Origin of the sequence: Sodalis sp. RH16, from assembly GCF_047324245.1 — a bacterium.
GTDB lineage: Bacteria > Pseudomonadota > Gammaproteobacteria > Enterobacterales > Enterobacteriaceae > Acerihabitans > Acerihabitans ligni.
In genome coordinates, this window is record NZ_CP178737.1 from 2,759,954 (window position 1) to 2,782,822 (window position 22,869).

Consider the following 22,869-nt stretch of genomic DNA (forward strand, 5'->3'; position numbering starts at 1 on the left):
CGCCGGACCTTGGGATTAGGGTGCGGGAAAGGTAAAGCGCTGATGGATTTCTTCCAAGGCGTCGATGATTTCGTCATCCAGCCGCAGCGTCAGGCTGGCCAAATTGCTTTTTAACTGATCCAGTGTGGTGGCGCCCAGCAGGGTAGATGCCACAAAGGGCTGCCGGCGTACAAACGCCAGGGCCATTTGCGCCGGGTCCAGGCCAAAACGTCCCGCCAGGGCGACATACTCGGCGATTGCCCGCTGGGTGTGCGGCGAGCTATAGCGCGTGAACCGGCTGAACAGGGTGTTGCGCGCGCCGGCGGGCTTTGCGCCGTTGAGGTACTTGCCGGTCAGGGTGCCGAACGCCAGGCTGGAATAAGCCAGCAGCTCCAGCCCTTCAAACTGGCTGATTTCCGCCATGCCGACTTCGAAACTGCGATTGAGCAGGCTATAGGGATTCTGCACCGTAACAATGCGCGGAAGATCGTGTTTTTCCGCCAGCTGGAGATAACGCATGGCGCCCCATGGGGTCTCGTTGGAAATACCAAGATAGCGGATTTTACCGGCCCGCACCTGCTCGTTCAGCGCTTCCAGGGTTTCCAGTATGGTCACTGCCAGCTTTTCATCGGTGTAGCGGTAATTCAGTTGGCCGAAACAGTTGGTGGCCCGCTGCGGCCAGTGCACCTGATAAAGATCCACATAATCGGTTTGCAGCCGCTGCAGGCTGTCGTCCAGCGCCTTGCGGATGTTTTTGCGATCGAGAATCTGCTGTGGCCGGATTGATGCGTCATTGCCCCGTGACGGGCCGGTGACTTTGGTGGCCAGGATGATTTTTTCCCGCTGGCCGTGTCTGTGCAGCCAGTTACCGATATAAGTCTCCGTCAGTCCCTGGGTTTCAGGCCGGGGCGGGACCGGATACATTTCAGCCGTGTCGATCAGGTTGACGCCTGCTGCGACGGCATGATCCAGCTGCTCATGGGCCTGGGCCTCCGTGTTTTGTTCACCAAAAGTCATGGTGCCCAATCCCAGAACGCTGACTTCAAGAGAACTGTGGGGGATACGGTGATAATACATTGAGGCTGGTTCCTTAGTGTCTGAAAAGAGCGGGCGTTGATCTTCCTCCGATGTAATCGACTATAACCAAGCCAGGCCGCGGGGAAAAGCAAAAACGGCCCGGCCAATGGGTATTCATCGCCAGGGGGGAATCAACGTTCGATCATTTGCGACACGTCATTACCGTTGATTTGCATTTCATTGCCCTGCTCATCGGTATAGCTTATCATCCCGGTGGATTTATCCACTTCGGGTTTTCCCTTGGTCAGAATCATCCGACCGTCTTTGGTGGCCATAACATAATCACTTGCACATCCCGACAGTAAACCCGTCAGGAGAATAGCCGAACAGATCATGATGCTTTTTTTCATTGTGATTTTCCGTCCATTGAGCGTTGGGATAGGCAATAAGTTTAGCAAAACACCAGGCTGCTATGCCTTTGCCAGGCTTTTTTAAGACTGCTTTTCAGACAAAAGAAAAGCTGTTCAATGGGCCCGGTACCCCATAAGAACTCCTTCATCCCTCAAGATCCGAGCCGGAGCGCCCGGCCTGATCGGTTTTTTTGCTTCTGGCGAGATTCAGCGCTTCCACCGCCATCGAAAAGAACATGGCGAAATAAATGTATCCCTTGGGCACATGAACATCAACGCTTTCCAAAATCAGCGTGAAGCCTATTAAAATCAGAAACGACAGGGCCAGCATCTTCACGGAAGGGTGCCTGGCGACAAACTCGCCGATGGGCCGGGCGGCATACAGCATTACCCCCACGGAGATCACCACCGCCAGCATCATGATGAACAGATGATTGGACAAACCCACCGCGGTTATCACCGAATCCAGGCTGAAGATGATATCCAGCAGCATAATCTGCACGATGGCGCCGGTAAAGGAGCTGACGCGGCTGTTTTGCGCCTCTTCGCTCCCTTCCAGCGACTGGTGGATTTCCTTGCTGGATTTCCAAATCAGGAACAACCCGCCGAGCATGAGAATCAAATCCCGCAGGGAGATGGCGTTGCCCAGAACGGTGAACAGGGGAAACGTTAAACGGATCACCCAGGAAATAGATGCCAGCAGACATAACCGCATCACCATGGCGCCGAACAGCCCCATGCCGCGAGCTTTGCCTTGCTGGGCAGGGGGAAGCTTGGCGACTACCAGAGAAAGGAAAATGATATTGTCGATACCAAGGACGATTTCCAAGATAGTCAGGGTGCCCAGCGCCAGCCACGCGTTGGGGTCCAGGATCCAATCAAACATAAAGAGTTAACAACCTAAACGAATATTAAACGAATAGTATATACCCAAAAGATTTCATACTGCAGCCAACACAGCTGTAACGTGAAAGATGATGGGTATAAACAATACTGAATGCCCGCGGGCAGGCAATGACTGTCTAAATCAGGAAATGCCGGGCCAGCAGCGGGCCGGTGAAGGTTTTCTTCAGGTAGAATCCCCTGGGCAAGGTCATGATCGGCTGCCCGAATTCGCCGATGGCGGCGGTAAGAGCCCGGCTATTAGCGGCTTTGGGACGCAGCTGGAGAACCTCGCCGTGCCGGGCAGTGATTTTTTCCACCTGCCCCAATACGATAAGATCCATCAATTCCTCCCAGTCCTGCTTTAGCCTCAGCTCTTCTTGGGCGTCAGGGCTCCACAGCAACGGCGTGCCGACCCGGCGCGCGGCCAACGGAATATCCCGGCTGCCTTCCACCGGTATCCACAGCACCCGCGCCAGCTTATAGCGTACATGGCTGGTTTCCCAAGTGACGCCGCTATTGCCGGTGAGGGGCGCCACGCAGACAAAGGTGGTTTCCAGCGGCCTTCCCGCGCTATCCACCGGGATGGTCTTGAGTTCAACGCCGATATCGGCAAAGTCTTGTTCCGGTTTGCTGCCGGCGCTGGCGCCGAGATAACGCTCCAGCAGCACGCCGATCCAGCCTTTGTCGCGCTTGAGATTGGCGGGCAGCACCAGTCCGGCATGGGTTGCCAGCTCACCCAGGGTATAACCCGCCAGGGCACTGGCGCGGGCCAATAATTCAACTTCATTGACCGGCGGCGTCACGAGGGTTGAAACCAACGGCAGGGTCATCGCTGTGTTATCCGCATGGTGTTTAAAAACTAGGCTGTCTTTTTCAATGAGCCGTATTTAATGATCATATAAATTGACGCCATTAATAATAGCATGATTTTTCTATTATTTTTATTCCATTATCTGAACTCTACAATGGTAAGCAAAAGGGTTGTGCACCAGTAGAGGAGAACAATGAACAGGATCTTACACCAGGTTATCCACAGATTTATGGGATAACCTTAATAAAAACTCACTACTGTAGCTATTTACAGCCTTGACGCCCTGTTATATTGCTGGTTTGTTCCGATATGGCAGTGATTTATCCACTAAATTGTGGATAAAACCAGCATTGACTGATTTTTAGCCTTACCGGCCCCCGGAATGAAGCCACAAGATCCCGATGGATCCCGCCGTGGCGGCATGGGATCCCTAGCCGCATGAAATCCCGAAGGATTTCTCCGTCGGGAATTCGTTTCCCGAAGGGTTGGGCAAAAGTTTTCCCCTACTAATTCAGCGTTCTGCACAGTACTATCCACAGAAAAAGTGCATAAAGCCATACGGCGCGGATCGAAACTGTTGATAACCTGGCCGCCAAATCCCGCTGAAACCGCGATTGAGGCCGGACTTACTGAAAAGCAGTGGTTTACCCTATTGAGGGGATGTGAAACAATCAAGTCATGTTTGCACTATAAGTAATCGAGGTAGTCCAGTGATCGATGATGATGGCTACCGCCCGAATGTTGGTATCGTAATCTGTAATCGTGACGGACAGGTCTTGTGGGCCAGGCGCTACGGACAACACTCATGGCAATTCCCCCAGGGCGGCATTAATGCCGGCGAGACCGCTGAGCAGGCAATGTACCGTGAATTGTTCGAAGAGGTGGGATTAAGTCGCAAAGATGTGCGCATACTCGCCGCTACCCGCAACTGGCTGCGTTACAAACTGCCAAAGCGGCTGGTTCGCTGGGACACAAAGCCGGTCTGTATCGGGCAAAAGCAAAAGTGGTTTTTGCTACAGATTATGTGTCAAGACGCCGATATCAATATGCAGCGCGGGGGCACACCTGAATTTGATGGCTGGCGCTGGGTCAGCTTTTGGTACCCTGTCCGCCAGGTGGTTTCGTTCAAGAGGGACGTTTACCGCCGGGTCATGAAAGAATTCTCTACCACTGTCATGCCGTTGCAGGAAGGCGCTCCGCAACGGTCTTGTCCTGCTTATCGACGAAAGAGGGGATGAGCTACGCAGAACATGCTCACGCGTTTACGAGAGATCGTTGAGAAGGTTGCCGCCGCGCCGCGTTTGTCGGATACGCTGGATATCCTGGTTAATGAAACCTGTCTGGCGATGAACACTGAGGTTTGCTCGGTTTATCTGGCGGACAACGATCGTCGCTGCTACTACCTTATGGCTACGCGCGGTTTACAGAAACCGCGCGGGCGCACCATCACGCTGGCATTCGACCAAGGGATCGTCGGGCTGGTGGGACGGCTGGCGGAACCCATCAACCTGGCCGATGCCCATACCCATCCCAGTTTTCAATACATCCCCGCCGTAAAAGAAGAACGTTTTCGTTCCTTCCTCGGCGTACCGATTATCCATCGCCGCCAACTGCTGGGCGTGCTGGTGGTGCAGCAGCGCGAACATCGCCAGTTCGATGAAAGCGAAGAGTCGTTTATGGTGACGCTGGCCACGCAAATGGCCGGCATTCTTTCGCAGTCCCAGTTGAACGCCCTGTTCGGCCAGTATCGCCAGACACGTATCCGCGCGCTGGCGGCCGCGCCGGGGGTGGCTATCGCCCAGGGCTGGGTGGATACCAGCCAGCCGTCGCTGGATCAGGTCTTTCCGGCGTCGTCACTGGACAGCGCCCTGGAACGGGAGCGGCTGACCTTTGCCCTTGGCGAGGCGGCGGCGGAATTTCGCCGTTTCAGCAAACGTTTTAACGCCAGCGCCCAGCAAGACAGCGCGGCCATCTTCGATCTTTATTCCCATTTGCTTAACGATGCCCGCCTCAAGCGCGAGCTGTTTGCACAAATCGACGGCGGATCGGTAGCGGAATGGGCGGTGAAATATGTCATTGAACAGTTCGCCGAACAGTTCGCCCAGCTTAACGACAGCTACATGCGCGAGCGGGCCAACGATTTACGGGCATTGGGGCAACGGCTGCTGTTCCATTTGGACGACAGCACCCAGCGCGTGACGCAGTGGCCGTCCCGTTTTGTGCTGGTGGCCGATGAGCTGAGCGCCACGCTGCTGGCGGAAGTGCCGCAAAGTAAAATGGTCGGCGTGGTGGTGCGCGACGGGGCCGCCAATTCCCACGCCGCCATACTGGTCCGGGCCATGGGCATTCCGACGGTGATGGGCGCGGATATCCAACCCTTGCTGCTGAACCAGCGCCTGCTGGTGGTGGACGGTTATCGCGGCGAGCTGCTGGTGGATCCGGAACCGGTGCTGGTGCAGGAGTATCAGCGCCTCATCAGCGAGGAAAAAGAGCTCAGCCGTCTGGCGGAAGATGATGTGGAACAGCCGGCGCGGCTTAAAAGCGGCGAGCGGATCCAAATCATGCTGAATGCCGGTCTAAGCGCCGAGCACGAACAGCGGCTGGGTGACCGGGTGGATGGGGTCGGGCTGTATCGTACCGAAATCCCTTTTATGCTGCAAAGCGGTTTTCCGTCGGAAGATGAGCAGGTGGCGCAATATCAGGGCATGCTGCAGCTGTTTCCCAGCAAATCCGTTACGCTGCGTACCCTGGATGTGGGATCGGATAAACAGCTGCCCTACATGGCCCCCATCAACGAAGAGAACCCGTGCCTCGGCTGGCGCGGAATCCGCATTACCCTGGATCAGCCGGAAATCTTCCTGATCCAGGTGCGGGCCATGCTGCGCGCCAATGCGGCCACCGGCAACCTCAGCATTTTACTGCCGATGATCACAAGCGTGGACGAAATTGACGAGGCCCGGCGGATGATCGACCGGGCCGGCCGCGAAGTGGAAGAGATGCTGGGCTATGCGTTGCCGCCCCTGCGGGTGGGTATCATGATTGAAGTGCCTGCCATGGTGTTTATGCTATCTTCCCTGGTGAACCGGGTGGATTTTATTTCGGTGGGCACCAACGATTTGACCCAATATCTGCTGGCGGTGGATCGTAACAATACCCGGGTGGCGGCTATGTATGACAGCCTGCACCCGGCGATGCTGCAGGTGCTGCAAAAGATTATCGTGGAATGCGGGCGGCTGGGGCTCGATTGCAGCCTGTGCGGGGAGATGGCGGGGGACCCCATGGGGGCACTGCTGCTCACCGGCATGGGCTATCGGTCCCTGAGTATGAACGGACGCACCGTGGCCAGAATCAAATATCTGCTGCGCAACGTGGAGCTCAGCGATGCCGAACAGCTGGCGGAGCGGGTACTGGTGGCGCATAACGCCATTGACGTACGCCATCAGGTGGCGGCATTTTTAGAACGTCGCGGCCTGGGCGGCCTGATTCGCGGCGGTCGCTGAATACCGCCGTCAATGAATATAACGTACACGAGCGACGGGTAAATTTACCGCCGGTCCGCCGCGAAAAATGTACCCCCTATGCTATGATACCCTAAATAATCCAAGTTGCAGGCAGGCCAACGTACCTGCAATTCAACGTACGACGGGTATATACGCCCTGAAATAAACTCTGTTGTGGTGATGAATGACAACGAATTATCTGGCTTTTCCTCAGTTTGACCCGGTGATTTTCTCCGTGGGTCCGGTTGCCCTTCATTGGTACGGTCTCATGTACCTGATTGGTTTCGTTTTTGCCATGTGGCTGGCGGTGCGTCGGGCCAATCGTCCCGGCAGCGGCTGGACCAAAGAGGAAGTGGAAAACCTGTTATATGCCGGTTTTCTGGGCGTGTTTCTGGGCGGACGCATCGGCTATGTGCTGTTTTATAACCTGCCGCTGTTTCTTGACAATCCGCTTTATCTCTTCAAGGTCTGGGACGGAGGCATGTCGTTCCATGGCGGTTTGATTGGCGTGATCTGCGTCATGCTGTGGTTTGCCCACCGCACCAAACGCCACTTCTTCCAGGTGGCGGATTTTATCGCGCCGATGGTTCCCTTCGGGCTGGGAGCCGGCCGGCTGGGCAACTTCATCAATGGTGAACTCTGGGGGCGGGTGACCACCGATACCCCGTGGGCCATGCTGTTCCCCGGATCCCGCGACGAGGATTTAGCGCTGTTGCCGTTTCATCCGGAATGGCAGACGATCTTTGACCGTTATGGGGTATTGCCCCGCCATCCCTCGCAGCTATATGAATTATTGCTGGAAGGGATAGTGCTGTTTATCATTCTCAACTTTTTTATCCGCAAACCGCGCCCGTTGGGCAGCGTATCGGGCCTGTTTCTCATCTGTTACGGCGCGTTTCGCATTATCGTGGAATTCTTCCGCCAGCCCGATGCGCAATTGGGGTTATTCGACGATGCCATCAGCATGGGGCAGATCCTGTCGCTGCCGATGATTATTGCCGGTGTGATTATGATTATCTGGGCCTATCGCCGTCGTCCGCAGCAACAATTGTCCTGAGGTTACATGAAACAGTATTTGGAATTGATGAGGCTGGTCCGTGAACAAGGCACGCCGAAAGCGGATCGCACCGGTACCGGCACTCTGTCGATTTTCGGCCACCAGATGCGCTTTGATTTGCGGCAGGGTTTTCCGCTGGTGACCACCAAGCGGTGCCATCTTCGTTCGATTATTTACGAGCTGCTGTGGTTTCTCAACGGCGACACTCATGTCGGTTATCTTCATGACCATAACGTTTCCATTTGGGACGAATGGGCGGATGAAAACGGCAATCTCGGTCCGGTTTACGGTAAGCAGTGGCGCGCCTGGGGTGCGGCGGACGGTCGCCAAATCGATCAGTTAAGCCGGGTGCTTGAACAACTGCGCCAGGATCCGGATTCGCGTCGCATCATGGTTTCCGCCTGGAACGTGGGGGAGCTGGACCAGATGAAGCTGGCCCCCTGCCATGCGCTGTTCCAGTTTTATGTTGCCGACGGTACGCTTTCCTGCCAGCTTTACCAGCGCTCCTGCGATATTTTCCTCGGTCTGCCGTTTAATATAGCCAGCTATGCGCTGTTGGTGCATATGGTGGCGCAGCAGTGCGATCTGAAGGTGGGGGATTTTGTCTGGACCGGTGGTGATACCCATTTGTACAGCAACCATCTGGATCAGGCGGATTTGCAGTTGACCCGCGAGCCGCGTCCTTTGCCGACGCTGACGATTAAGCGTAAGCCCGCTTCGCTGTTTGATTACCGCTTTGAGGATTTCGATATTCAGGGTTACGATCCCTATCCGGCCATCAAGGCGCCTGTGGCGGTTTAAGCCAGGATTTTGTCTTGACCGGGCATGGTCTCCCTTGAACACGTTCATTGCACGCCCGGTGGCAGCGGGCCTACCGCACCATGGGGTGCTCCGGCGGGCGGTAAAACCACGCCCGCTTCGACCCCATCGGTACGGTCTCCCTTGAACACGTTCGATGCATGCCCGGTGGTCGCGGGCCTACCGCACCATGGGGCCTCCGGCGGGCGGTAAAATCACGCCCGCTTCGACCCCATCGGTACGGTCTCCCTTTAACACGTTCGATGCATGCCCGGTGGTCGCGGGCCTACCGCACCATGGGGTGCTCCGGCGGGCGGTAAAACCACGCCCGCTTCGACCCCATCGGTACGGTCTCCCTTGAACACGTTCGTTGCACGTCCGGTGGTAGCGGGCCAGTCTCCAATTGCGGTTTGTCTCGCATTTTTTTGTCGTTTTGCCTTCTCCTCCTCGATTGTTTGCGCGCTGCTTTCCTCCCTGATATTAACCCCATGGCATGGCCGGGCGGTATCGCGTTACGCTTTACGGCATGAAGAACCCTATTTCCTCGCAGCAGGGTTATACCCTGATAGAAATGATGCTGGTGCTGCTGTTGGCGGCGCTGATGACGCTTTCCGGCAGCGTTTGCTGGCAACACCACCGTAACCAGTGCCGGTTATCCCAGGCCAGCCAGCAGATCGCGGACTTTTTGTCGCGTTTGCAAGCGCACGCGGCACGTAATAATCACAACTGCCGCATTGCGATGAAAACCGGCGTCGGTGGGGAGCTCTCCGCTGTCTGTACCTCCCGTCAGGATGAGATGCTTCGGTTCGGGTCGCCGCTCTCCGATATGCGCCTGGAGATGTCGTCGCCGGGGTATCTCACCTTCAGAGGGTTGCACAATACCGCCACGCCGGCGCACGTTGTGCTCAGTAATCCGGCCGGACGCATCAAAATCATCGTATCCGGCGCCGGACGGGTGCGATTGTGCAGCGTGAAGGGGAGTTTTGGAGGCATCTCGCCATGCTGAAAGCCGGTGAATCAGGTTTTAGCCTGGCCGAAACCCTGTGCGCGATGGCGGTGGTAAGCCTGGTGCTGTTATCCGGCATGCGTCTGTTACCGGTGATGTACGGCCAATGCTACGGCGGCATCCAGCATATGCGGTTGATTCGGCACCTTAACCACGGCCTGCTGTTGATTGAAAAAGATCTCCGGCGCGCCGGACACTGCTCGCCTTCCTGCGGACGACCGGCCGTGGTCATCGGCCATCGGCGAGGCGAGGGGCAACAATCCTGCCTGGTGGCTACTTACGCTTTTATACCCTCCTCGGGCGTAGCCGCCGGCGGAGTGCTGGAAAACGAAACCTTCGGCTACCGGCTGCATAGGGGGGCGCTGGAGACGCAGCGCGGCGTAACGCACTGCAACGGCCCGGGGTGGGTCAAGATGCACGATCCGCAGTTATGGATAATAAAGCAGTTGCGGTTTGAAACAGTGGGGAACAATGCCTATCGGGTAACCCTGACCGGCGCTGCGCGAAGCACGCCGTCAATCAGGCATCGCGCCAGCCGGATTATGGTGGGGCGTAACGGATGACGCCGGTAGAAGAGCAAGGCAGCGGCGCGCTGGCGGTGTTGCCGATCCTGCTGATTATCGGCTTGACGGCCATGCTGGGCTGGCAGCGTTTTTTAGATGGCGCGGTACCCCTGATTCATGACGAGCAGCGTTATCTGACCGCATTCCATCGCGCTGAATCCGCATTATCCTGGGCAATGACCGTGCCCTGGCGGGGGGAGGACGGCGAGTGCCGCCGCCCTGAAGAAGAAGCCTTCCGGGCCTGTCTTTGCGCGCCGCGTCTGACGGTCGGCTGGGTGCTGCATGCGCAAAGCGGCGTCCTGGAAGGCGCGCGCGGGCCTGGTGAGATAAACCTCTATCGGCGGGTGGCGCTGACTAGAATGAAAGAAGACCTTGAGGAGACAGGTAAGGAGAGGCGAAGCTGCATGCTGACGCCGCTGGCCAGTGGCTGGCTGGATTATTATCCAGGCTGACTGTGCGTGGCCGGATAGCGTACCGGCATCGCGGCATACCGGCGTCGGTATTCGGCGGCGGATTGAATGGTTCTTCTGGCCGTACACAAGACCGGGGAGCCTTGCATGTTGCCAAGTGTTCAATTGACGGCGAGTTTGCCCCGGGAGCGAGAGCCGGTCGCCGGGGCTGCGGAATCCGACGCGAAGGAGACAGTTTATGCAGGGTGGCGATGAGCGGGGACTGGGCATGCCGGAAGCCATGGTGACGGTGCTGCTGTTTTCCGTGATTGCCCTGGCCTTTATAAATTACCTGCAAGCGCTTAAGCAGACCCAGGACGGACTGGTTCAGCGCCAGCAGGCGTTGGCCTTTGCTCACCAGACGCTGGAGCTTCATCGTCTTGGAGGACGGGACCTCCCATGGGATCTGCCCCAGGGCTGGCGGATAGACAGGGTAGAGCAGCCCCGCGGACCGGCTTGCCGACGGGTTACCGTCGAAGTGCGAATCCCGTCGGGGGGTAGCGCTGCGCTTAGCGAATGGTTTTGTCGAAAAGATTCCGGCGGTGCTCCGCCATAGCAACTGATGACAGCTTGTTTTCAGCGCCAATCCGGTTAAAGTGTCCACATGAGTAGCGGGGAGCGGCAGGGAAGGCCAGGCTCGGAGGGGCGGCATGTTTAGAATTTATCACTCAAATCAGTTGGATTTACTTAAATCCCTGGCCGCTGCCTTGATTGATGGGCAACCGCTGCCGGATCCCTTCCAGCCGGAAGTGATTCTAGTGCAAAGCACCGGGATGGCCCAATGGCTGCAAATGGAATTGGCGGCGCGTTTCGGTATTGCCGCCAATATCGAATTCCCGCTGCCGGCCAGTTTTATCTGGCAGATGTTTACCCGTGTATTGCCCGATATTCCCGCGGAGAGCGCTTTTTCCAAGGATGCAATGACCTGGAAACTGATGGCCCTGCTGCCGCAGCTCTGCGAACAGCCCGGGTTTGAGGTGATTTGCCGATACCTTGAAGACGATGGCGACCAGCGGAAATGCCATCAGTTTGCCGCCAGACTGGCGGACCTTTACGATCAGTACCTGGTGTTCCGCCCCGACTGGCTGGAAAGCTGGCAACGGGGCGAACGGGTGACGGGATTGGGGGAAGAGCAACAGTGGCAGGCCCCGCTCTGGCTGGCATTGGTTGAGTATACCGCCCGGGCGGGCCAGTCTCCTTGGCACCGGGCCAATCTTTATGAGCGCTTCATCCATGCCCTGGAGCAGGCGGAGCACTGCCCGCCGGGATTGCCGCCGCGCGTGTTCATCTGCGGCATATCCGCGCTGCCGCCCACTTATCTCCACGCTTTGCAGGCGCTGGGCCGCCATATCGATATCCATCTGCTGTTCACTAACCCCTGCCGTTATTACTGGGGCGACATCCGCGATCGGACTTTCCTTGCCAGGCTGCAAAACCGCACGCGCAGCCATTACCAGGACCGGCTGGAGAAGGGTATATTCCGTCGGCCGGAGCAGGCCGGCAGCCTGTTTAACGACGAAGGAGAGCAGGCGGTAGGGAATCCGCTACTGGCCTCATGGGGAAAACTGGGCCGGGATAATATTTTTTTGCTGGCCCAGCTCGACAATGCCCAGGAGGTGGATGCGTTTGTCGACCCTTCCGATGAAGGACTGCTCTCCCTGTTACAGCGGGATATCCTTGAACTTGAAGACCATAGCTGGGTGGGAACGAGCGCCGAGACGCTGTCCAACAGCCGGGGCAAACGCCTGTTGGCGGCCGATGATCGGACATTGAGCCTGCATGTCTGCCACAGTCCGCTACGGGAGGTGGAAGTATTACATGACCAACTGCTGGCCATGATGGGCGCCGATGCGGAACTCTCGCCGCGGGACATTATCGTGATGGTGGCGGACATTGATCGTTATACCCCCGCTATTCAGGCGGTATTCGGTAATATCGCCACCGGCCGCCATCTGCCGTTCGCCATTTCCGACCGGCGGGCGCGACAGATTCATCCGGCGCTGCCGGCGTTCCTCTCCTTGCTGGAACTGCCGCGCAGCCGCTTTGCCGCCGAAGAGGTACTGGCGCTGCTGGAGGTCCCGGCCCTGGCCGCCCGCTTCGCAATCAAAGAAGAGGATCGGAAACTGCTCCGGCAGTGGGTGGATGAATCAGGGATTCGCTGGGGACTGGACGACGAGAATATCCGCGAACTGATGCTGCCCGCCACCGGACAGCACACCTGGCAGTTCGGCCTAACGCGCATGCTGCTTGGTTACGCCATGGACAGCCATAGCGGCGATTGGCGCGGAATATTGCCCTATGACGAATCCAGCGGATTGATTGCCGAACTGGTGGGACATCTGGCGGAGCTGCTGGCGCAGCTCAGGCGCTGGCGCGACATCCTGAGCCGGCCACGCATGCTGGAGGACTGGTTGCCCTGTTGCCGGGCGTTGATAACCGATTTTTTCCTGCCGGATGCCGAAGCCGAGATAGCCCTGGCGCTGCTTGAAACTCAGTGGCAGCAGATTGTGCAGTTTGGTTTGCAGGGAGGTCTCGATAAGCCTGTTGCCGTGACCCTGCTGCGGGACGAGTTGTCCACGCGTCTGGATCAAGAACGGGTAAGCCAGAGATTCCTGGCCGGTACCATCAATTTTTGCACCCTGATGCCGATGCGTTCCATCCCCTTCAAAGTCGTCTGCCTGCTGGGCATGAATGACGGCGTCTATCCCCGCTCGCTGCCGCCGATGGGCTTTGATCTCATGGCAAGACAGCCCAGGCGCGGCGACCGCAGCCGCCGCGACGACGATCGCTACCTGTTTCTGGAGGCCATGCTCTCGGCGCAGCGGCGTTTTTATATCAGCTTTATCGGCCGCTCCATTCAGGACAATACCTTGCGTTATCCTTCGGTGCTGGTGAGCGAGCTCACCGACTATATCGCCCAGAGCTTTTATCTGGCCGGGGATGAAGACGCTGATGCGGATGCCAGCGCCGAACGGATACGTGAACATCTTTACCAATGGCATCCCAGAATGCCGTTCACGGCGGAAAACTTTATCGCCGGAACCGAACTGCAAAGTTATGCCGCGGAATGGTTGCCCGCCGCCAGCGCCGGCGGCACGCCCCATCCCGAGTTCAGCCGGCCGCTGGAGAATCGGCCTATCGCGGCGTTGTCCTTCGACTCCCTCAAACGCTTTTACAGCCATCCGGTACGCGCTTTTTTCCAGCAGCGCCTGGGGGTCTATTTCCGCCTGGAAGAGCGGGAGCTCTCCGCCGACGAGCCCTTTGTCATCGAGGGCCTGACGCGCTATCAGCTTAATGATCAATTGCTCAATACCCTGATTGCCGACGAGGACCCCGGGCAGCTATTCCGTAAAGTCCGGGCCGCCGGCTATCTGCCCTACGGCGCGTTCGGCGAGCTTTACTGGAACCGGCAGTGCGACGAAATGTCCCGGCTGGCTGAAACGGTGCGCGAACACCGCCGCGAGGAAGCGCACAGCCAGGAAGTGTACCTGATGCTGGATGAGGTCGAATTAAGCGGCTGGCTTTCCCAGGTGCAAAGCGACGGTTTGCTACGCTGGCGGCCCGGCGCTTTGTCCATGAAGGACGGACTCTCCTTATGGCTGGAGCACCTGGTCTGGTGCGCCATGGGCGGCATGGGTGAAAGCCGCATGTTCGGCACCAAGGGAGAGTGGCGGTTCGCGCCTTTATCCCCTGAACAGGCAAAATCATTTTTAGTTACGCTGGTATCAGGTTATGTTCAAGGGATGAATTCCCCGCTGTTGTTATTGCACCGTTCAGGCGGCGCATGGCTTGATTACTGTTTTGACCGTGACAAGGGCGACATCGACTGGAGCGAAGAGCGCCAGCGCCCGGCACGGGATAAACTCTTGTACGCGTGGCTGGGGGACGATTATATGCCCGGTGATAGCCAGGATCCCTATATACAGCGCCTCATGCGCCAGTTGGACGGGGATCGTGTCGAGGCGATAATCCAGGCCGCGCAAAACTATTTATTAACGCCGTTCAGCCTTAATCTGGCCGCGACATCGGAAAAGTCAAAGCGGCCCCGGGCGGCTCTGTAGGGATTTGCTGGAGAGTGGAATGCGAAGACTGGTTAGCGGATTATTAAGCGGTATATTAATTGGCGTTTTTTGCTTTTCAACCGGCTGGGCCGCCACCGGTTGGCAACCCATCAACGAGACGATTCAAAAAAGCAGCAAGGATGCCCGGCAATACCAGGCCGTCAAACTGGCCAACGGCATGACTGTTCTGCTGGTCAGTGATAAGCAGGCGGTGAAATCCCTGTCCGCCATAGCGGTGCCGGTGGGTACGCTGCAAAGTCCCGACAGCCAGCTCGGGTTGGCCCATTATCTTGAACATATGATTCTGATGGGCTCCAAAAAATACCCGCAGCCGGAAAACCTGTCGGAATTCCTTAAAAAGCACGGCGGCGACCATAATGCCAGCACGGCCTCCCACCGCACCGCTTTTTATCTCGAGGTGGAAAACAGCGCCCTGCTGCCGGCGGTGGATCGTCTGGCGGACGCCATTGCCGAACCGCTGCTAGACCCTGCCAGCGCGGACAAAGAACGCCATGCGGTGAATGCCGAGCTCACCATGGGCCGTTCCAACGACGCTTTGCGCATGGCGCAAATCCGGGCCGAAACCATGAATCCGGCCCATCCGGCGGCCCGGTTCTCCGGCGGCAATCTGGAAACCCTGCGGGATAAACCCGGCAGCAACCTGCACCAGACGTTAACGGCATTCTATCATCGTTATTATTCCGCCAACCTCATGGTGGCGGTGATTTATGGTAACCAGCCGCTGCCGCAGCTGGCGGCGATCGCCACACAAACCTACGGACGCGTCGCCAATCACAACGCCGTGGTGCCGCCCATTACCGTACCGGCGGTGACCAAAAAACAAACCGGCATCGTGATTCACTACCAGCCGGTGCAGCCGCAGAAAATGCTGCGCATAGAATTTCCCATTGCCAATAACAGCCGTGCGTTCCGCAGTAAAAGCGACACCTATATCAGTTACCTAATTGGCAACCACAGCCCCAATACCCTGGCGGACTGGCTGCAAAAGCAGGGCCTGGCGGATGCTATCGACGCCGGCGCGGATCCGATGGTGGATGGAAACGGCGGCGTTTTCTCCATCGCCGTATCCCTGAGCGATAAAGGCTTCGCCCAGCGGGATGAGGTGATCGCCGCGATTTTCAGCTACCTCAAGACCCTGCGCGAACACGGCATCCAGCGGCAATATTTCGACGAAATCGCCCATGTGCTGCAGCAGGATTTTCGTTATCCCATTATTACCCGCGATATGGATTATATCGAGTGGCTGGTGGATTCCATGCTCAAGGTGCCGGTACAGCACGTCCTGGACGCCCCCTATCTGGCGGATCGCTACGATCCCAAGGCAATCGCCGCCCGTCTGGACAGCATGAAACCGGAAAATGCCCGTATCTGGTTTATCAGTCCCGACGAACCCCATGATAAGGTCGCCTATTTCATGAACGCGCCCTACCGGGTGGATGCATTGACGCCGGAACACATGGCGGCCTGGCGGCAAAGAGAACAGAACATCGGTTTGTCGCTGCCGACGCTCAATCCGTATATCGCCAGCGATTTCTCCCTGATCAAGGCGGGCAAGGTCCCCGCGCACCCTGAAACCCTTGTTGATAAACCCGGACTGCGTCTGCTGTACATGCCCAGCCGCTATTTCGCCGATGAGCCGCGGGCCGATATTACCCTGAATTTCCGCAACCCCAATCTGATGGATACGCCACGGGATCAGGTGCTGTATGCCATGAATGATTACATCGCCGGCCTGAATCTGGCGGAGCTGAGCAATCAGTCCTATGTCGGCGGCATTAATTTCTCCACCTTTGAAAGCGATGGATTAACCGTCAAAGCCAGCGGGTATACCCAGCGGCTGCCGCAATTGGTGATAAGCCTTATCGAACGCTATGCCTCCTTCACGCCCACCGAAGATCAGCTGGCACAGGCCAAGACCTGGTATCGTCAGCAGCTTGACGGCACCGATAAAGGCAAGGCCTATTCCCAGGCCGTGATTCCGGCCAGGGTGCTTTCCGAATGGCCTTACGTGGAGCGGGATGAACGGCGGGGGCTGATTGACGGTATGACGCTGCAGGATTTGATCGATTATCGCCAGAAAGTATTCAAACCCGCCGCGCTGGAAATGCTGGTGGTGGGCAATTTGACGCCGCAGCAGTCTACGGCGCTGGCCGATCAGCTGAAAAAACACGTCGGCTGGACCGGGATCCGCTGGCAGCGAACCCCCAGGGTGGAAATCAGGCAACCGCAGCTGGCGCTGATCCAAAAAACCGGCAGCACCACCGATTCGGCGCTGGCGGCGGCCTACGTACCCACTGGTTACGATCGGATTGCGGGCATGGTCAATAGCTATATGCTGTCGCAGATTGTCGAATCCTGGTTTTATCAGCAACTCCGTACCCTGGAACAATTGGGTTATGCCATCTTTATGACGCCGGTTTTTGTCGGCGATCAGGGGGGCGTCGAATTTGTGCTGCAGAGCAGTACGAAACAGCCCGCTTATCTTTATGATCGATTCCAGGCGTTCTTCGTCCAGACCGAACAGCGTTTACGCGCCATGTCGCCGGCGGATTTCGAACAGTACAAACAGGGCGTTATCAGCCTGGTGCTACAGCAGCCGCAGACATTGGGTGAGGAAGTGGATCAATATACCGATGAGATGGCCCGGGACAATGCCGCCTTCGATACCCGTGACAAAGTAGTGGCGGGGCTGCGGCAATTGACCCTGGACCAAATGGCGGAGTTTTTTCACCGGGCGGTGATCGAGCCGCAGGGCCTGGCGTTATTGTCGCAAATCGGCGGCCAGGGTCACGACCCGGTCTCCTTTGCCGCGCCCCCAGGCTGGACGCTGTATCCGAACGCGGCGGCGCTGCAAAAAACCTTGCCGGTCATCCGGCCCCAGTAAAGGAATCGGTTATCCTTGACCCCGTTGACACTTGATCCGCTGACCCTGCCGCTGCGTGGGACGAGCCTGATAGAGGCCTCTGCGGGCACCGGTAAAACCTATACCCTGGCGGCGCTCTATCTGCGCCTGCTGCTGGGCCTGGGACAACAGGCGGCTTATCCCCGTCCGTTGAGCGTGGAAGAGATCCTGGTGGTAACCTTTACCGAAGCGGCCACCGAGGAGCTGCGGGGCCGTATCCGGGATAATATCCATCGATTGCGGCTGGCCTGCGTGCGCGGCGTCAGCCGTAATCCCTTGTTCAGCAGCCTGCTGGAACATATTCCCGATACGGACTATGCCGCCCGTCTTCTGCTTGCGGCGGAACGGCAAATGGATGAAGCGGCGATTTACACTATCCATGGTTTCTGCCAGCGAATGCTCAGCCACAGTACCGTTGAATCCGGCCTGCTGTTTCAACAAACCCTGGTGGAAGACGAATCGGATTTGCGGCGCCAGGTATGCGCCGATTTTTGGCGTCGCCACTGCTACCCGCTGCCGGTGGCCGTGGCACGGGTCATCAATAAAGACTGGGATGGTCCCCAAAAGCTTCTGGCGGAGTTGCTTCCCTATTTGCAGGGGGAGGCGCCGGTGGTGCGCAACCCGCCGGAAAAGGCCGAAACCATCCTTGAGCGCCATGGGCGAATCGTCGCCCGTATCGATGAACTCAAACGGCGCTGGCGCCTGGCCGCCCCAAATCTGTTGCCTCTCATCAGCGGATCGGGGGTGGACAAACGCGCCTACAGCAGTAAAAACCTGCCGGCGTGGCTGGAAAAAATCTCCCTTTGGGCCGCCGCGCCCACCGAAGATTATGATGTGCCAAAGGAGCTTGAGCGTTTCCGGCAATCGGTGCTGGCGGCTAAAACCCTCAAAGGAACGCCGCCGGTCCATGAGGTGTTTGACCATATAGAAGAATTTTTGCGGCAGACGCTGACCCTGCGTGAATTGATTTTTGTGCTGGCGCTGGATGAGCTGCGCCTGGCGCTGGCGCAGGAGAAGCGGCTGCGGGGCGAAATGGGCTTTGATGATTTGCTGAGCCGTTTCGACCAGGCGCTGCAAGGGGAAGGGGGTGAGGCATTGGCGCTGTCGGTTCGCGCGCGTTATCCGGTGGCGTTGATCGATGAATTCCAGGATACCGACCCGCAGCAATACCGTATTTTCCGTCGCCTCTACCAGGGGCGGCCTGACTGCGGACTGGTGCTGATAGGGGACCCCAAACAGGCGATTTATGCGTTTCGCGGCGCGGATATTTTCACCTATATGCGCGCCCGGAGTGAGGTGAGCGCCCACTATACTTTAGACACCAATTGGCGTTCGTCACAGGCGATGATCAATGGAGTCAACCGGCTGTTCCAGTCGCTGCCGCAGCCGTTTATCTTTGAACAAATCCCCTTTTTGCCGGTGCGTGCTGCGGCGGATAACCGCGGCCTGGCGCTGGAAATCAACCAGCAGGTCCAGCCGGCCCTGGAGCTGTGGCTGCAGCCGGGAGCGGGGGTTGGTGTAAGTGAGTACCAACACCTGATGGCGCGCCATTGCGCCGCCACCATTCGCCACTGGCTGAGCGCAGGTCAGAACGGCCGGGCCGTTCTGGTGGGCCCTGAAGGGCGTCAGGGGCTGCAGGCGTCCGATATTACGGTGCTGGTGCGTAACCGCAATGAAGCGGCCCTGATCCGCGATACCTTAAGCGCACTGTCGATTCCGGCGGTCTATCTATCCAATCGCGACAGCGTGTATGAAACTCCCGAAGCACGGGAGCTGCTCTGGCTGTTGCAGGCAATACTGATCCCGGGGCAGGACAACGCCCTGCGCTGCGCGCTGGCTACCAGCCTGATGGGGCTGGATGCCCCGGCCATTGAAGATATCAATAACAACGGGCCGGCATGGGATGCCCTGGTGGATGAATTCGCCGGGTATCGCCAGGTATGGCGGCAGCGTGGCGTATTGCCGATGTTGCGCCAACTGATGATTCGCCACCGCATGGCGGAAAATCTGCTGGCGTCGGTGAATGGCGAGCGGCGTTTGACGGACCTTATGCACCTGGCGGAGCTGTTGCAGGAAGCCTCGGCGCAGCTGGAGAACGAGCACGGGCTGGTTCGCTGGCTGGCGTTGCAGATTGAATTGCCCGATACCCAGGCTGAAAATCAGCAGTTAAGGTTGGAAAGCGATCGCCATCTGGTGAGGATAATCACGGTGCATAAGTCCAAAGGGCTGGAGTTTCCCGTGGTGTTTTTGCCGTTTATCGCCGATTTTCGCCAGCAAAAACGCCCGTTGTTTCACGATCGCCGCGATTTTCAAGCCTGGCTGGATCTTTCCGAATCTGCTGAAAGTCTGCAACTGGCGGAGGAGGAGCGTCTGGCGGAAGATCTTCGCCTGCTCTACGTGGCGGTGACCCGTTCCATCTACCACTGCGGCATCGGCATCGCCCCGCTGTTTCGCGGCCAGCGGAGCAAAACCGGCAACACCGATTTGCACCTGGGCGCGCTGGGTTATCTGGTCCAGGGGGGCGAAGCCTGTGACGCCGCCGCGCTTTTATCCCGCCTGCAGTCGCTGGCGACGGAAGATATTGCCGTCACCGTTATCGGCCAGCCCGATGCTTTGCCCTGGCGGCCGCAGGACAGCGCCCGGCAACGTTTGTCGGCCCGTGAATACCGGCCACGCGCCGCTGAAAACTGGCGCGTTACCAGCTATTCCGGGCTGCAGCAGCATGGCGGAGGCTCATCGCTGATGGATTTGCAGCCCCGGCTGGACGGCGACGCGGTGGGCGAACGGCAACGGGACGCGGAACGGGAGCATTCTCCCCATACGTTTCCCCGCGGCGCGTCGCCGGGCACGTTTTTGCACGGCCTGTTTGAAACGGTAGACTTTACCCAACCGCTGGATCCGGTGTGGCTGGACGCGCAGCTCTTGCAGTACGGCATTGATGAAAGCTGGCAGCCGACTCTCGCCCGTTGGCTGGAGGATGTACTGCACGCGCCCCTCAACCAGGAGGGTATCCAGCTGTCGCGCATCGCCCCGGCGGACCGGCAGGCCGAGCTGCAATTCTATCTTCCCATCGACGCGCTTATCACCGCCGCTGGGCTTGATGCGCTGTGCAAACGTTACGACCCCCTGTCCGCCGCCTGTCCGCCCCTGAGCTTCCCCCAGGTCAAAGGGATGCTGAAAGGCTTTATCGATCTGGTTTTTCGCTACGACGGCCGTTATTACCTGCTGGATTATAAATCCAACTGGCTGGGGGAGGATAATGCCGCTTACACGCCCGAGGCGATGCTGGGCGCCATGGCTGAGCATCGCTATGATTTGCAATACCAGCTTTATACCCTGGCATTGCACCGCTACCTGCGGCACCGCCTGCGGGATTATGATTACCGCCGCCATTTCGGCGGAGTATTTTATGTCTTTTTGCGCGGGGTCTCACCGGACAATCCCGGTGACGGCGTGGTGTTCCGCCGCCCGGAACCGGCATTTGTGGATGCGCTGGACGCCCTGTTCGGCGGGGAAACGCCGTTATCGGCTGAACCTGAGGCGAATAAATGAATTCACTCATTGAACAGGCGCAGCAGCTTAGGCTCTGGCGGCCGCTGGACATCCAGTTCGCCCGCATGCTGGCGGCGCCGGATGAAATAGCCGTCATGCTGGCCTGCGCCTGCCTTAGCGCCGACGCCGGCGACGGACACGTCTGCCTGCCGTTGAGCCGCCTGTTGCCCGAGGGATTGTTTGACGGCCGTTATCCCGAACTGGCCCGCCGGGCCTGGGGGCTTGCCGGCGAACCGTCCCTGGCGGACTGGCGGGAGATATTGCTGGCCTCGCCGGCGGTAAGCGATGGTACCAGGCCCACGCCCCTGGTACTGGATAACCAGCGGTTATATCTGCAGCGCATGTGGCAAAACGAGTGCCGGGTGGCGGAATTTTTCAACGCCATCCGGCCCGCGGACCTGGCGGATGAAGCCGGAATCCGGCAGGTTTTGCAGCGCTTTTTCCCTGCCGGCGAGGGGGCGCCGGACTGGCAGAAGGTAGCGGCCGCGGTGGCGGTCAGCCATCCGGTGAGTCTGATTTCCGGCGGACCCGGTACCGGCAAAACCACGACGGTGGCTAAGATACTGGCATCCCTGGTGGTGCTGGGGCAGGGCAAGCGCATGCGCATCCAGCTGGCGGCGCCTACCGGCAAGGCCGCGGCGCGCCTGAGCGAATCCCTGGGAGACGCCCTGGACGCCCTGCGGCTTGACGAAGAGCAAAAGCGGCTGTTTCCGCCGGAAGCGGTGACGTTGCATCGCCTGCTGGGGGCGCAGCCCAACAGCCAGCGTTTGCGGTACCACCGGGGCAATCCGCTCCACGTTGATGTATTGGTGGTGGATGAAGCCTCAATGGTGGATCTGCCGATGATGGCCAATCTGATTGCCGCGCTGCCGGCGCAGGCCAAGGTGATTTTTCTCGGTGACCGCTGTCAATTGGCCTCGGTGGAAGCAGGCGCGGTACTGGGGGATATTTGTTATTTCGCGGAAAACGGCTACAGCGCGGCCCGCAACCAACAGCTGGCGCGGTTAACCGGCTGTGTCCTGCCCCCTTGCAACGACGGCACGGGGCCCGCCGTTGGGGACAGCCTGTGCCTGCTGCAAAAAAGCTACCGGTTCGATGATGGTTCGGGCATCGGCCGGCTGGCCAATGCCGTCAATGCCGGCGATACCGCCGGTTCCCTGGCGTTATTGCACGCCGGCAGGGATGACGATGTCCGCTATGCCCCCGTGCGGGACGGTGATGACTACCGGCGCCTGCTGGAAGGGGCTGTGGCAGGCTATCGGGACTACCTGTCGCGGGTCGGGGCCAATGAAAGCCCGGCGGTTATCCTCGAGGCGTTCAATCGCTTCCGGCTGCTCTGCGCCTTGCGGGAAGGGCCGTTCGGCATCACCGGCTTGAACAGCCGCATCGAGCAGGCCCTGTCCCGGGCCGGCCTGATAAATCCTCCGGCGGATTCCCTGGTCAAGGGCTATGCCGGACGCCCGGTCATGATCGTGCGCAATGCTCCTTCCCTCGGCCTCTCCAATGGTGATATCGGCATTATGCTTGCCGATGAAGCGTCGGAATTGCGGGTCTATTTCTCCTTGCCCGACGGTACGCCCAAGGCGGTTCCCCTGAGCCGGTTGCCCGAGCATGAGACCGCTTTCGCCATGACGGTGCATAAATCCCAGGGGTCGGAATTCTTGCATACCGCGCTGGTGCTGCCCAATCAGCTGTTGCCGGTGTTGACGCGGGAACTGGTCTATACCGCCATCACCCGGGCCCGCCGGTCTTTGTCCCTTTATGCCAACGATGATGTATTGAGCTACGCCATCGCCACGCCGACCCAGCGGCGCAGCGGACTTATCGATCGCTTACGGAAAGGGGCGGCGGGCTAACC

Annotated in this window: 16 protein-coding genes; 12 read left to right on the forward strand and 4 right to left on the reverse strand. The window is 58.4% G+C overall.

Features of this window, described 5'->3' with window-relative positions; genetic code table 11:
• Positions 1 to 15: 15 nt before the first annotated feature.
• From ACL2XJ_RS12715 to mutH, 4 genes are all read right to left on the reverse strand, one after another.
• Complete coding sequence (locus tag ACL2XJ_RS12715) at positions 16 to 1,056, reverse strand: NADP(H)-dependent aldo-keto reductase (RefSeq protein WP_132923270.1); 1,041 nt, start codon at positions 1,054 to 1,056, stop codon at positions 16 to 18.
• Between the two features lie 131 nt (positions 1,057 to 1,187).
• Complete coding sequence (locus ACL2XJ_RS12720) at positions 1,188 to 1,406, reverse strand: YgdI/YgdR family lipoprotein (RefSeq protein ID WP_132923269.1); 219 nt, start codon at positions 1,404 to 1,406, stop codon at positions 1,188 to 1,190.
• 145 nt (positions 1,407 to 1,551) lie between these two features.
• Positions 1,552 to 2,292, reverse strand: coding sequence for a TerC family protein (locus ACL2XJ_RS12725; RefSeq protein WP_132923268.1), 741 nt, complete (start codon positions 2,290 to 2,292; stop codon positions 1,552 to 1,554).
• A 136-nt stretch (positions 2,293 to 2,428) separates the two neighbouring features.
• On the reverse strand, positions 2,429 to 3,121 hold the full coding sequence (gene mutH, locus ACL2XJ_RS12730; protein WP_132923267.1) for a DNA mismatch repair endonuclease MutH: 693 nt from the start codon (positions 3,119 to 3,121) through the stop codon (positions 2,429 to 2,431).
• Between the two features lie 691 nt (positions 3,122 to 3,812).
• On the opposite strand from mutH, the gene rppH reads away from it, so the two are divergent.
• The 12 genes from rppH (at position 3,813) to recD (ending at position 22,867) form a co-directional block, all read left to right on the forward strand.
• On the forward strand, positions 3,813 to 4,340 hold the full coding sequence (gene rppH, locus ACL2XJ_RS12735; protein WP_132923266.1) for an RNA pyrophosphohydrolase: 528 nt from the start codon (positions 3,813 to 3,815) through the stop codon (positions 4,338 to 4,340).
• A gap of 12 nt (positions 4,341 to 4,352) precedes the next feature.
• Positions 4,353 to 6,602 carry a phosphoenolpyruvate--protein phosphotransferase gene (gene ptsP / locus ACL2XJ_RS12740; RefSeq protein WP_132923265.1) on the forward strand — a complete coding sequence of 750 codons (2,250 nt, stop codon included), beginning with the start codon at positions 4,353 to 4,355 and terminating at the stop codon, positions 6,600 to 6,602.
• Positions 6,603 to 6,786: 184 nt separating this feature from the next.
• Positions 6,787 to 7,659: a prolipoprotein diacylglyceryl transferase gene (gene lgt / locus ACL2XJ_RS12745; RefSeq protein ID WP_413726674.1), complete on the forward strand. Its 873-nt coding sequence runs from the start codon at positions 6,787 to 6,789 to the stop codon at positions 7,657 to 7,659.
• 6 nt (positions 7,660 to 7,665) lie between these two features.
• Positions 7,666 to 8,460, forward strand: coding sequence for a thymidylate synthase (gene thyA, locus ACL2XJ_RS12750; protein WP_132923263.1), 795 nt, complete (start codon positions 7,666 to 7,668; stop codon positions 8,458 to 8,460).
• A gap of 523 nt (positions 8,461 to 8,983) precedes the next feature.
• Positions 8,984 to 9,463 carry a prepilin-type N-terminal cleavage/methylation domain-containing protein gene (locus ACL2XJ_RS12755; RefSeq protein WP_413726675.1) on the forward strand — a complete coding sequence of 160 codons (480 nt, stop codon included), beginning with the start codon at positions 8,984 to 8,986 and terminating at the stop codon, positions 9,461 to 9,463.
• Positions 9,457 to 10,026, forward strand: a complete 570-nt coding sequence (locus ACL2XJ_RS12760; protein WP_413726676.1) for a prepilin peptidase-dependent protein — start codon at positions 9,457 to 9,459, stop codon at positions 10,024 to 10,026. The genes ACL2XJ_RS12755 and ACL2XJ_RS12760 overlap by 7 nt, the downstream gene beginning before the upstream one ends.
• The gene (locus ACL2XJ_RS12765) at positions 10,023 to 10,478 is read left to right on the forward strand and encodes a DUF2509 family protein (protein WP_413726677.1); all 456 of its coding nucleotides are present in this window, start codon (positions 10,023 to 10,025) and stop codon (positions 10,476 to 10,478) included. The genes ACL2XJ_RS12760 and ACL2XJ_RS12765 overlap by 4 nt, the downstream gene beginning before the upstream one ends.
• A 196-nt stretch (positions 10,479 to 10,674) precedes the next feature.
• Positions 10,675 to 11,031 carry a prepilin-type N-terminal cleavage/methylation domain-containing protein gene (locus ACL2XJ_RS12770; RefSeq protein WP_413726678.1) on the forward strand — a complete coding sequence of 119 codons (357 nt, stop codon included), beginning with the start codon at positions 10,675 to 10,677 and terminating at the stop codon, positions 11,029 to 11,031.
• A 94-nt stretch (positions 11,032 to 11,125) separates the two neighbouring features.
• Positions 11,126 to 14,536 (forward strand): exodeoxyribonuclease V subunit gamma, encoded by a 3,411-nt coding sequence (gene recC, locus ACL2XJ_RS12775; protein ID WP_413726679.1) that lies wholly within the window; start codon positions 11,126 to 11,128, stop codon positions 14,534 to 14,536.
• Between the two features lie 19 nt (positions 14,537 to 14,555).
• Positions 14,556 to 17,441, forward strand: coding sequence for a pitrilysin (ptrA, locus tag ACL2XJ_RS12780; protein WP_413726680.1), 2,886 nt, complete (start codon positions 14,556 to 14,558; stop codon positions 17,439 to 17,441).
• Positions 17,442 to 17,456: 15 nt separating this feature from the next.
• Positions 17,457 to 21,011, forward strand: a complete 3,555-nt coding sequence (gene recB / locus ACL2XJ_RS12785) for an exodeoxyribonuclease V subunit beta (RefSeq protein ID WP_413726681.1) — start codon at positions 17,457 to 17,459, stop codon at positions 21,009 to 21,011.
• On the forward strand, positions 21,008 to 22,867 hold the full coding sequence (recD, locus tag ACL2XJ_RS12790; protein WP_413726682.1) for an exodeoxyribonuclease V subunit alpha: 1,860 nt from the start codon (positions 21,008 to 21,010) through the stop codon (positions 22,865 to 22,867). The genes recB and recD overlap by 4 nt, the downstream gene beginning before the upstream one ends.
• The last annotated feature ends 2 nt before the right edge of the window (positions 22,868 to 22,869 follow it).